This is a genomic window from Yoonia sp. R2-816, from assembly GCF_046762905.1.
In the GTDB taxonomy this organism is placed as follows: domain Bacteria; phylum Pseudomonadota; class Alphaproteobacteria; order Rhodobacterales; family Rhodobacteraceae; genus Yoonia.
This window is the reverse complement of record NZ_JBKQXN010000138.1, coordinates 55,083-66,979: the sequence shown is the minus strand read 5'-3', so window position 1 is coordinate 66,979 and position 11,897 is coordinate 55,083. Positions and strand designations below refer to the sequence as shown.

The 11,897-nt window shown below is 58.6% G+C and carries 11 protein-coding genes; 9 read left to right on the top strand and 2 right to left on the bottom strand.

The window, feature by feature from the left end; translation table 11 throughout:
* Positions 1–249 precede the first annotated feature (249 nt).
* From ACFWW2_RS04075 to der, 3 genes are read left to right on the top strand one after another with little or no spacing between them, the layout of a single operon-like run.
* Positions 250–918 (top strand): tetratricopeptide repeat protein, encoded by a 669-nt coding sequence (locus tag ACFWW2_RS04075; RefSeq protein ID WP_393926422.1) that lies wholly within the window; start codon positions 250–252, stop codon positions 916–918.
* 15 nt (positions 919–933) lie between these two features.
* The gene (locus ACFWW2_RS04070) at positions 934–2,229 is read left to right on the top strand and encodes a PQQ-like beta-propeller repeat protein (protein WP_393926420.1); all 1,296 of its coding nucleotides are present in this window, start codon (positions 934–936) and stop codon (positions 2,227–2,229) included.
* A 51-nt stretch (positions 2,230–2,280) separates the two neighbouring features.
* Positions 2,281–3,738, top strand: coding sequence for a ribosome biogenesis GTPase Der (gene der / locus ACFWW2_RS04065; RefSeq protein WP_393926418.1), 1,458 nt, complete (start codon positions 2,281–2,283; stop codon positions 3,736–3,738).
* Here der and ACFWW2_RS04060 read toward each other — a convergent pair.
* Complete coding sequence (locus tag ACFWW2_RS04060) at positions 3,713–4,432, bottom strand: hypothetical protein (protein ID WP_393926416.1); 720 nt, start codon at positions 4,430–4,432, stop codon at positions 3,713–3,715. The two genes, der and ACFWW2_RS04060, sit on opposite strands and share 26 nt — an antisense overlap.
* A 128-nt stretch (positions 4,433–4,560) precedes the next feature.
* Here ACFWW2_RS04060 and ACFWW2_RS04055 point away from each other — a divergent pair, with 128 nt between their 5' ends.
* Positions 4,561–5,844 (top strand): DUF2235 domain-containing protein, encoded by a 1,284-nt coding sequence (locus ACFWW2_RS04055; protein ID WP_393926414.1) that lies wholly within the window; start codon positions 4,561–4,563, stop codon positions 5,842–5,844.
* On the opposite strand, the gene serS is transcribed toward ACFWW2_RS04055, so the two are convergent.
* Complete coding sequence (gene serS / locus ACFWW2_RS04050) at positions 5,841–7,133, bottom strand: serine--tRNA ligase (RefSeq protein WP_393926412.1); 1,293 nt, start codon at positions 7,131–7,133, stop codon at positions 5,841–5,843. The two genes, ACFWW2_RS04055 and serS, sit on opposite strands and share 4 nt — an antisense overlap.
* Positions 7,134–7,388: 255 nt before the next feature.
* Here serS and ACFWW2_RS04045 point away from each other — a divergent pair, with 255 nt between their 5' ends.
* From ACFWW2_RS04045 to ACFWW2_RS04025, 5 genes are all read left to right on the top strand, one after another.
* Positions 7,389–8,108, top strand: coding sequence for an SDR family oxidoreductase (locus ACFWW2_RS04045; RefSeq protein ID WP_393926410.1), 720 nt, complete (start codon positions 7,389–7,391; stop codon positions 8,106–8,108).
* Between the two features lie 290 nt (positions 8,109–8,398).
* Complete coding sequence (yajC, locus tag ACFWW2_RS04040) at positions 8,399–8,680, top strand: preprotein translocase subunit YajC (protein WP_393926408.1); 282 nt, start codon at positions 8,399–8,401, stop codon at positions 8,678–8,680.
* A 4-nt stretch (positions 8,681–8,684) separates the two neighbouring features.
* The gene (gene secD, locus ACFWW2_RS04035) at positions 8,685–10,346 is read left to right on the top strand and encodes a protein translocase subunit SecD (RefSeq protein WP_393926406.1); all 1,662 of its coding nucleotides are present in this window, start codon (positions 8,685–8,687) and stop codon (positions 10,344–10,346) included.
* Between the two features lie 82 nt (positions 10,347–10,428).
* Positions 10,429–11,529, top strand: a complete 1,101-nt coding sequence (secF, locus tag ACFWW2_RS04030; protein WP_393926576.1) for a protein translocase subunit SecF — start codon at positions 10,429–10,431, stop codon at positions 11,527–11,529.
* A 13-nt stretch (positions 11,530–11,542) separates the two neighbouring features.
* The gene (locus ACFWW2_RS04025; protein WP_393926575.1) at positions 11,543–11,896 is read left to right on the top strand and encodes an Mth938-like domain-containing protein; all 354 of its coding nucleotides are present in this window, start codon (positions 11,543–11,545) and stop codon (positions 11,894–11,896) included.
* Position 11,897 lies beyond the last annotated feature (1 nt).

Below are 11,897 nucleotides of genomic sequence, written 5' to 3'. Positions count from 1 at the left end.
CCCCTTGGATGACCGCATCCCAATGTGATGGGTTTTTACATAGATGTTGTTTCATACGATGCAACCACGTTTTTGGATCACAAATCGAACTAAACCATTCAGTTCACTTTAGCGATTGAAATACTTTCCTGCAAGACTGGATTTCTGCATCGCCGCAAGAACGTGACCTTGCGGCACCCAGACAGGTCTTGTTCATCCCGCAGGCTTCACGATATGAACGCGCAAACAGCATTTCGCGCATGGCGATGAATGGGGGCCGCATTGAGCAACTCGGACAGTTTTCTAGACGAAGTCGCAGAAGAAGTTCAGCGCGACAAACTGTACGGATATCTGCGCCGCTACGGCTGGATCGCTGTGCTGGCTGTTTTGCTGATCGTCGGTGGCGCTGCCTGGAACGAATACCGCAAGGCGCAGACAAGGGCCGCGGCTGAGGCGACGGGCGATGCGTTGTTGGATGCGCTCAACCAGGATGATTTCGCGGCGCGGGCTGATGCCATTGCGGCTGTTGATGCACAGGGGCCCGCTGTTGCTGTTGCCGCCTTGCTGACGGCTGCAACGCAGGAAGAGGCCGGTGATATCGATGCAGCGGCCGAGACACTGGCAGGGTTGATCACAAATGGCGACATCCCCGAAATGTACCGTGATCTTGCCGCGTTCAAGGCTGCGATGCTGCCCTCGGACGATCCTGCCGCACGGATGATCACGCTGGAACAACTGGCGCAGCCGGGGCAACCCTTCCGCCTGCTGGCGCTGGAACAGATGGCCAATGCCAAGCTGGAACAGGGTGAAACCGATGCTGCAATCGCCGACTTGCGCAGCATTGTCGAAGATGCGGCCGTGACGCGGGGCTTGCGAGAGCGGGCGCAAACGCTGATGGTGGCGCTGGGCGAGCCGATCCCAGAACCCGAGACAGAGTAAGCGATAGGACAGAACGTGACAGCGAAGAACCTCATCTGCGCCGGTCTGGCCCTTGCCCTGCTTGCGGCCTGCGGCGAAGAAGACATCATCCTGCCGGGCGAGCGCTTTGATCTGCGGGAAAGCCCTGCTTTTGTGAACCAGTCGTTGCCTGTCAGTATCCCTGCAGCCCGCGCAAACGCGGACTGGACCCATCGCAATGGCGGGCCGGATCACCTGATCACACATCCCGCCCTTGGCAGCACTTTGGCCCCGGTGTTCGTGTCGCCAATTGGCGAGGGCGACAGCCGACGCGCTCGGATCACCGCTGACCCCGTGGTCGCGGGCGGCGTCGTTTACACGCTCGATGCACGGGCAACCGTCACGGCTACATCGACCGCTGGGCAGACGATCTGGACCCGCAACCTGACACCTGGCCGCGATAATCCGACCGATGCATCTGGTGGCGGTGTGTCGGTATCTGGCGGTCAGGTCTATGTGACAACCGGCTTTGGCGAGATATCCGCGCTTGATACCGCCACGGGCCGGGTGAACTGGGTACAGGACCTTGACGCGCCTGCCATGTCACCGCCGACGATCCGTGGTAATCTGGTGTATGTTGTGGCCCGCGACAGCACCGCATGGGCGCTGGAGACATCCACCGGACGCATTCGCTGGCAGGTCAACAGCAACCCCTCAACCGCGAATTTCGGCAGCGGGGCAGCCCCGGCGGTCAATAATGATATAGCCATTTTCCCGTTTCCGTCCGGTGAAGTGATCGCAACATTCCCCGAAGGCGGCTTGCGGCGTTGGTCCAGTGTGGTCAGCGGTGACCGGCTGGGGCGGGCAGCAGCCCTTGTGACGGACATCGCCAGTGATCCGGTGATTGATGGCAACCGCGTTTATGTGGGCAATTTCGGCGGTCGGCTTGCGGCCTTTGACATTTTCAACGGTGACCGGCTCTGGACGGCCAGCGAAGGGGCAATCAGCCCGGTCTGGCCTGTGGGAAATGCGGTTTTCCTGATCAATGACCTCAACCAGCTGATGCGGCTGGATGCAGCCAGCGGTAACCCCGTCTGGCGCATCGCACTGCCGGCCCTGACCGAGGAACGCAGCGCGCGGCAGAAACGTGTCGTCGGGCATTACGGGCCGGTTCTGGCGGGCGGGCGCCTGATTGTGGCATCCTCTGACGGGCTGATCCGGCAGTTCGATCCGGCCTCTGGCACGCTGGTTGGTACGGTCGAGATTGATGGAGGTGCTGCGTCGCATCCTGTTGTGGCGGGTCAGACGCTTTACGTGGTCAGCAAAACCGGGCAATTGCACGCTTTCCGTTGATCCACATTTGGTGTATCGGCGCAGCTTGAACAGCGTCAGGAGCCGCAAAAGATGAGCTTTACCCTTGCCATTGTGGGCCGCCCGAACGTGGGCAAATCCACGCTGTTCAACCGTCTGGTGGGCAAGAAACTGGCCTTGGTCGACGACCAGCCAGGGGTCACCCGCGACCTGCGCGAAGGCGAGGGGCGGTTGGCCGATCTGCGCTTTACCGTGATCGACAGTGCCGGTCTGGAAGAGGCGACAGATGACAGCCTGCAAGGCCGGATGCGCCGCCTGACCGAACGCGCGGTGGAAATGGCCGATGTCTGCCTGTTCATGATCGATGCGCGGGCCGGGGTGCTGCCAGCGGACGAAGTGTTTGCCGATATCCTGCGCAAGAAAAATGCCAATGTGATCCTCGCCGCCAACAAGGGCGAAGGAAAAGCCGCCGATGCCTCTATCCTTGAGGCTTATGCGTTGGGCCTCGGCGAGCCGATCCGCATGTCCGCCGAACACGGCGAAGGCATGGGCGAGTTGCTGGATGTGTTGCGTCCCATCGCAGATGCGCATGAAGAACGCGCAGCAGCCGATGCGCCTGAAATGGATGTGGATGTTGGCGATGATGACGACGACGTGGCGCGCGTGCCGACCCGCGCCAAGCCGCTGCAGATCGCCGTGGTCGGGCGCCCCAATGCTGGCAAATCCACCTTAATTAATAAGATCATCGGCGAAGAACGGCTGCTGACCGGGCCAGAGGCCGGGATCACCCGCGACGCGATTTCCGTCCAGCAGGAGTGGGGCGGCGTGCCCATGCGCATCTTTGATACAGCGGGCATGCGCAAGAAGGCCAAGGTGCAGGAAAAGCTGGAAAAACTTTCAGTGTCCGATGGTTTGCGGGCGGTGAAGTTTGCCGAGGTCGTGGTTGTCCTGCTAGATGTTGAAATCCCCTTTGAACAGCAGGATCTGCGCATCGCCGATCTGGCCGAACGCGAAGGGCGGGCCGTTGTCGTCGCGGTCAACAAATGGGACACCGAGGCCGACAAACAGGACAAGCTGAAAGAGCTGCGCCAGTCCTTCGAACGGCTGTTGCCACAGTTGAAGGGCGCGCCACTGGTTACTGTGTCGGCCAAGACCGGCAAGGGGCTGGACCGCCTGCAACAGGCGATCATGCGTGCGCATGAGGTCTGGAACCGGCGGGTGACCACGGCTGGGCTGAACCGCTGGCTGACCGGCATGCTGGAACAGCACCCGCCGCCAGCGCCGGGGGGCAAGCGGATCAAGATGCGCTATGCCACTCAGGTCAAGACACGCCCACCTGCATTCGTCGTGATGACATCACATCCCGATTTGGTGCCTGAAAGCTATAAACGCTATCTGATCAACGGATTGCGGGTTGATTTCGACATGCCCGGCACGCCGATCCGGCTGTATCTGCGCGATCAGGGCGACAAGAACCCCTACAAGGACAAGAAATCCTCGCAACCGTCACGCCTGTCAAAGCACCTCAAGAAGGGACCTTCTGACCGGTAGCAGTGATAACGGTCAGCATGCCCACAATGGCGAGAATACCAACCCCTGCCAGTACGGTCACTGTCCATTCGGCTGTGCCGTTGGCGATTATGATGCCGACGAGCGCCCAGATAATGGTCAGCCCATAGGATGGCGTACGGCGCTGCCACAGCACGATAGCAGCTACGCACAAGGCCGCGATAATACCGATATAGGCCCAGCCGAGCGCCTCGGTCAGCAGACCATAGCCCGCCGCCGTGCTGCCCAGTGATACAAACGATGCTGCCGTCAGCCAGCCAGCATAGATACCAACAGGAACCTGCAGCCACCAGCGGTCGCGGGCGGGAGCCCAGAGCAGCGCGAGGATCGCACCTGCTGCCATTACAAAGATCAGCACGGTCGCCCAGACCGCACTTGCATTGGCGACAGCCAGCCATGGCGTGCCGACGGCAAGGCTGACGGTCAGCGGCCAGCGCGCACGGTTCCAATCGGGATCTTCGGCGCGTTTCCAGATGCCGAAAACCGCTGAAACCACCAACCAGCCATAGATCAGGCCCCAAATCGCAAAGGCATAGCCAGCAGGCTGGATCGGCGGGTTGATCTGCGGATTGGGCAGTTGATCCGCGCGGAACCCGCTGAACGGATCGGTGAGCGCAGGAGATATGACGAACGTCATCGTCACGACAAGGGTCAGGAGTGCGGGTATGTATTTCATTGCCCTCTAACTAAGGCGAAGCAAGATCGTTCCAATGGGTCAGGAATAGCAGACTTGCCAAAATCCGCCCAAAGAGGCCAAAATGTCAGCATTTAATGACGTTTGTATTTTGTAGGGTGTGATTTGTGATGAAACGTATTGCCATTCTGATTGACGGAACCTGGAACAGACCAGACGCCGAAAACCCCACCAATGTTGTCCGCATGGCGCGTAGCATCGCGCCATATGACGCGGCCGGAAACCCGCAGCAGGTGATCTATTCCCCTGGCGTGGGATCGGGGCGCGGCAACAACCGGCTAAACCGGCGGCTGGATCGGCTTTTGGGTGGTGCGCTGGGCTGGGGCCTGACAGATATTATTGAGGAGGCGTATCGCAACCTGATCTTTGCCTATGAGCCGGGCGATCAGATTTACATCTTTGGGTTTTCGCGGGGCGGTTATGCGGCGCGGTCGCTGGCCGGTCTGATCCGGTGCTGCGGCATCCCGCCTCGGGCGCATCTGGCCGATATCCCCAAAGCGATGGCGCGTTACATCGACCGTGACCCCAAAACCCATCCCGAGACCGAGGAAAGCTTTGCCTTTCGCGAGGCGTTTTCGCCGGATGTGGCGACCAGCCAAGGCGAATTGGTCTGGCGGCGTAAACATCGAAACACCAATCCGATCCAGTTGAAGCTGGCCTATCTGGGCATCTGGGATACAGTCAAGGCGCTTGGTTTGCCGACATTCATTCCGACCGCCAAGCGCTTTAACAGGCAGTATAAATTCCATGATACGGACCTGTCATCCTCGGTTTGTTCGGCGCGTCATGCGATTGCCATTGATGAACGGCGGCGCACCTTTCCGTCATCGCCCTGGCGCAATCTGGATGAGCTGAACGCGCGTGCGGGCAACCCCGAACAGCCGCGATATCTGCAGCAATGGTTTCCCGGCAATCATGGGTCTGTTGGTGGCGGTGGCAGCGTCACCGGGTTGTCGTCGGTTGCGTTGCACTGGATCGCGCAAGGCGCGACGCGGGCCAATCTGAAGGTTGATTGGGCTGCGTTCGACGAATGCGCGACCCGCTATGCGCCGGTCAAGGACCGGTTGAATAACAAATTCGGACCGGCGGGATTTGCCGGGCTGCTTATGAACTTTTTCAAGACGCACCGGGATGGCCCGAAGGAGTTGGAAAATCTGTCGGTTGCCGCACTTGACCGGGTGCATCTGGACTGGGGCTATTGCCCGCAAACCTTGAACTTTGTGCTGGACGATCTGCGGGGCAGGCCGGAAACCGCGATCGACGCGCTGCGCGACTGGCTGGTCGCGCGCGATGGCGGCCCGACGCATGAGACTGACAGCAAATTGCGCCCGCGCAGGTGGGAACCCGCGCGCGACGCTGTGTTGCCATCTGACCTGATGGACAAGGTTGCCTAGACCAACTGCCCGTCTGCTGTGATCCGTGTCTTGCCGCGCAGATAGGGGTGCAGTGCTGCGGGCAGAATTACGGATCCGTCTTGTTGTTGGCCGTTTTCAACCACGGCAATCAGGGTGCGGCCAACGGCCAGGCCTGAGCCGTTAAGTGTATGAACGAATTCAGGTTTTCCGCCGCCGGCCGGTTTGTAACGGGCGTTCATGCGGCGCGCCTGATAATCGCCAGCGGTGGAGACCGACGCAATTTCGCGATAGGTGTTCTGGCCGGGCAACCACACCTCGATATCGTGGGTCTTGCGCATGCCCGCACCCAGATCGCCGGTGCAGAGGATCACGGTACGGTAAGGAAGCTCCAGCTTTTCCAAAATCGCCTCGGCGCATTTGGTCATGCGCTGATGTTCTGCCGCGCTGTCCTCAGGCTTGGTAATGCTGACCATTTCGACCTTTTCGAACTGATGCTGACGCAGCATGCCCGATGTGTCCCGGCCTGCCGATCCGGCCTCTGACCGGAAACACTGGGTGTGAGCGACATAGCGGCGGGGAAGGTAATTTTCGTCTATAGTCAAGCTATTAACGATATTTGTTAATGTAACTTCCGCCGTCGGGATCAGCCACCAGCCATTGGTCGTCTGATAGCTGTCTTCGCCGAATTTCGGCAGCTGGCCGGTGCCGTACATCATTTCTTCACGCACCAGTACGGGCGTGTTGGTTTCTGTTAACCCGTGTTCTTCGGTGTGAACATCCAGCATGAACTGCGCCAGCGCGCGGTGCAGACGGGCGACAGAGCCCGACAGTAGCACGAAACGGCTACCAGAAAGTTTCGCCGCCGTTTCGAAATCCATACCGGGGCGGATGGCGGGGATTTCGTAATGTTCCAGCGGATCGAAGGCAAAGTTGGGGACGTTGCCGAAACGGTGGATTTCGACATTGTCATCCTCATCTTCGCCCTCTGGAACTTCGTCCATGGGAAGGTTTGGAATGCCCATAAGAAGGTCGGTCAGGGCAGCATCCTGGGTCTTGGCCTGATCATTCAGCGCCGCGATTTCCGATTTCTTTTCAGCGACTAAGGCGCGCAAACGTTCAAACTCAACCTCATCACCGCGCCCTTTGGCAGCACCAACTTCCTTGGCCGCCTTGTTGGCGTCGGCCTGCGCGGTTTCGGCGGCCAGGATGCTGGCGCGGCGCGCTTCGTCCAATGCCAAAACTTCAGATGACATCGGCGCGATCCCACGACGAGACAGAGCCGCATCAAAGGCGGCGGGGTTGTCACGGATGGCGCGAATGTCGTGCATGGCATCGGTCCTTGCTGGTGTTTCGGTGCGCGTCATATGCCTGATTGCGGGGACCAAGTGAACCGAAAATCGGCTGTCGGCATCGCGTCGGATTTGCGTCGGCAAAACGTCGGACCCCACCGTGAAGGCCCGGTAGGGATTTATTCGTAAATTGACCCGTCAGAAATTTCCGATCATCGGCGTGTACCGCGCCATTGGGACCTTACTTGCCAAACGGGACTCCCTTAAGGTGTTTTGCAAATATGGGGATTTCACATGACGATCAGCGGTAAAACGGTTGTTTGTATCGGTGGCGCGGGCGGTATGGGGCGTGGCGTTGCTCAAGCGGCTTTAGAGCTTGGCGCTGATGTTGTCATAACGTCGCGGTCCCAGGACAAGGCCAATGAAGTCGCGGCACAGATCGGGTGCCGGGGCGAGGCGATAGATATTGACGATAACGACAGTGTTTCAGGTTTTTTTGATCGGATTGGCCGGTTTTCGCATCTGATGATAACCGCAGGAGCGGTCGGGCGGTCGAGCTTTAGCCAGACGCCTCCGGACGAAGCTGACCGGTTCATGCAAGGCAAGGTGTGGGGCACACACCGATGTATCTGGCACGCCAGAGAACACATGGACCAAGACGGTTCGATCACGCTGATCACTGGCGGATACTCTCAGATTATCGACGACAAAGCGGGGCATGTTCACACCGCGTTTAGGGCAATGGAAGCGATGGCACAGGTTGCAGCCGTGTCACTTGCGCCAATCAGATGCAATGTCATCCGCCCTGGTTTTATAGATTCGGATCTTTGGGCCGACATGACCGATGATGATCGCGCGCAGCTTCGGGCGGCCGAAAGCGAAAGGACAATGATCGGACGCATTGTAGAGCCCATTGAGTTCGGTCGATTCGTCGTCTTGCTCATGCAAACGGCTGTTGTCACCGGTGCCGTTATTCCGGTGGATGGCGGTCGCCACCTTTCTGTGGCCCGCTAAGGCCTGCCGAACGGCGGCCTTTCTGGCACATCACTACGTTATCGGTATTGGCTTTATCTCAGTGGGTGTCGTTTTGGTCTTGAAACGGCAAGGCACTCTCGCATGATCAATGTACTCTTCCCGCATACCCAAAGTGGGCTAAATATGCCGATTGGTGCAGGTATCCCTTGTATGGGCTTGCTTTGGGATTGTCGGGCGCACATCCGCACTTGCATCTGGTTGCCAATCGCTTATCTCGCCTTTAACGTTCCGCGACCTTGACGACGGGCCCTACCAACAAAGGATCGACTATGAGACCTGCTGACCTGATGCTTCTGCTCGTGATCTTCGGGATCATGTATTTCCTGCTGATCCGCCCGCAGCAGAAAAAGCTCAAAGAGCATCAGGCGATGCTGTCCGCGCTGCGCCGGGGGGATCAGGTTGTGACCCAGGGCGGCATTATGGGCAAGGTGACCAAGGTCAAGGATGACAGTAATGAAGTTGAGGTTGAGATCGCATCAGGCGTTAATGTCCGTGTGATCAAATCGACAATCGCCTCGGTGGTGAACAAGACCGAACCGGCGAAAAACTAACCCAATGCTGCAGATCTCATTCGCCAAGCAAGTGATGATCTGGCTGACGGTTGTCGTTGGCCTGACCTTTGCGATGCCCAATGCGTTCTATAACCGGGTTGAGACGCATAATGATGCCGTCGCGCTGATCGAGGCAGGACAAACCAGTGCCTCGCTTGAGGCGGATGCAGCCCTTTGGCCGTCATTCTTGCCGTCCGGTCTGGTCAATCTGGGTCTGGACCTGCGCGGCGGTGCCCATTTGCTGGTCGAAGTACAGGTCGAAGATGTCCACGCGTCTTTTCTTGAAGGGTTCTGGCCGGAGGTCCGCGATGTACTGGCGGCAGAGCGTGACGTGGTCGGCTTTGTCACCCGCGAAGAGGGGCCTGAGACCGAGTTGCGCGTGCGCATTTCGCAGGCCAGCGGTGCAGCCCGCGCGCTGGAACTGGTCCGTGGTCTGGGCCGCCCGGTCAACACATTTACGGGCGGCGTGTCGTCCAACATTGATGTGCGTATTGATGGCCCGATCCTGACCATCACCCTGAGCGAGGCAGAAATCCTGGCCATGGATGACCGCACCATGGCCCAGTCGTTGGAGATTATCCGCCGCCGTGTCGATCTGGCCGGCACGCGTGAGCCGACGATCCAGCGGCAAGGGGCAGAGCGAATTCTGGTACAGGTCCCCGGTGTGGGATCGGCGGATGAGATTATCCGGCTTTTGGGCACAACCGCCCAGCTGACATTCAACCCGGTTGTGGGCCGGTCAGGTGATCCTGATCAGTCGCCCGGCAGTGGGAACATCCTGTTGCCATCTTCCGATGAACCCGGCGCGTTCTATATTCTTGAACGCCGTCCGGTAGTTACGGGCGAAGATCTGGAAAACGCGCAACTGGATTTTGATCAAAACGGGCGACCGGCCGTGGCGTTCCGGTTCAACACCTCCGCCGCGCGGACATTTGGCGACTACACGCTGGAAAATATCGGATCGCCTTTCGCGATTGTTCTGGATGGTAACGTGATCTCTGCCCCTACGATCCAAAGCCATATTCCGGGTGGATCGGGCATTATCACCGGCAACTTCACCGTGGAAGAGGCGACCGATCTGGCGGTTCTGCTGCGATCAGGGGCCTTGCCTGCCGAACTGACTTTCCTTGAGGAACGGACCATTGGCCCAGAACTGGGGCAGGACAGTATCGAGGCGGGGCAGATCGCCTGTATCGTCGCGGGCCTCGCCATTCTGATCTATATGGCGCTGAGTTACGGGCTGTTCGGGATCTTCGCCAATATCGCGTTGATCATCAATGTGGGGCTGGTTTTTGGCCTTCTCAGCATCGTGGGGGCGACCCTGACATTGCCGGGTATTGCAGGCATCGTGCTGACCATAGGTATGGCGGTGGACGCCAATGTGATCGTGTTTGAACGGATCAGGGAAGAGTTGAAAACGGCCAAGGGCCCGGCCCGCGCGATTGAGCTGGGCTATGAAAAGGCGCTGTCGTCGATCATCGACGCCAACTTCACCACCTTCATGACCGCCGTGATCCTGTTCACGATGGGGTCCGGCCCAGTCAGCGGTTTTGCCGTGACCTTGGGTTTTGGTATCGTCACATCCGTATTCACCGCGATTTTCGTGACCCGGTCGATCATTTCGATCTGGTTCGCACGTATGCGCCCCAAGACAATCGAGGTGTAGGATGCGTCTGAAGCTGGTTCGCCAAAATACAAATTTCGATTTCTTCAACCGGGCCCGGCTGTGGCTGGGGATATCGCTGGTGATGATGGTCGTTGCCTTCGGGTCGTTCATCATTCAGGGCCTGAATTTCGGGATCGATTTTCAGGGGGGCACAAGCATCCGTACCGAAAGCGCGCAGGAGGTCGACGTGGCAGCCTATCGCGCAGCCCTTGAGCCGTTGGAACTGGGCGATGTGTCGATCACCGAGGTGTTCGACGTCAATTTTGATGAAGACCAGAACGTCGCCATGGTTCGTATTCAGGCGCAGGAAGGTGACGAACGGATCGCGACCGAGACGATTCAAGCGATACAGTTTGCGCTTGCCGCCATGCTGGAGAGCCAGACGATTATTGATGTGGATTTGCAAGGGGCAGCACCTGACGCAGTGATTGCAGCAGCGCAGCGCACTTTGCCGACGATCACGCAGCTTGACACGAATAGTGACGTGACGCTGGCATTACCGTTTGGCACTAGTCTTGAACAGGTCGACGCGGTGGAAGATGCCGTGACCAACGCAGCGACGGTTCAATCGACCCAGCGATCGTTTGACAATATCAGCTTTCCATCGGTTGAATCTGTCGGCCCCAAAGTGTCTGGCGAGCTGATCAATACGGCCATCATTGCGGTCGCTCTCGCGGTTCTGGCGATCCTTGGCTACATCTGGCTGCGTTTTGAATGGCAGTTTGCTGTGGGTGCGGTGCTGGCGCTGACCCACGATGTGATCCTGACCATCGGCATCTTTTCAGAGCTTCAGATCAAGTTTGATCTGGCGATTATCGCAGCCTTGCTGACCATCGTCGGCTATTCAATCAACGATACGGTGATCGTGTTCGACCGCGTCCGCGAGAACCTGCGCAAATACAAGAAAAAGGACCTCAAGGAAGTTCTGAACCTGTCGATCAACGAAACCCTGTCGCGGACGATCATGACATCTGTCACCACGCTGCTGGCGCTAATTTCGCTGTTCGTGCTGGGTGGCGACGTGATCCGCGGCTTCGTTTTTGCCATGATCTGGGGTGTACTGATCGGGACTTATTCTTCGATCTTTGTCGCCTCTGCCCTGCTATTGGTACTGGGGGTCAAACGTGACTGGTCCAAGAAAGACCCCGCCGCAGGAACACGTTATGGCCATATCGACACGTAAAAAGGGGCAGGGCATGCGCCTGAACGAGATCGACTATAACGACAGCGTTCCGATTGACGGCTACGGCCCCGGGTTTTTCCGGATCGGGGGCAAGGTTGTTGAAGGTGCGGTTGTTGTGTCACCGGCAGGGGTCGCCAGCTGGGGTCAGTTTGACGACACCGAAACGCTGGTAAAACTGGCTAAGGTCGTGGACGTGATCTTTGTGGGGACCGGTGCCGAAATCGCCCATCCCCCCGCCGCCTTTCGCAAGGTGCTTGAGGATGCCGGGATCGGGGTTGAGCCAATGGCATCCCCCGCCGCCTGCCGCACCTACAATGTGCTTTTGTCCGAAGGGCGCCGCGTGGCCGTTGCCCTGATCCCTGTCTGAC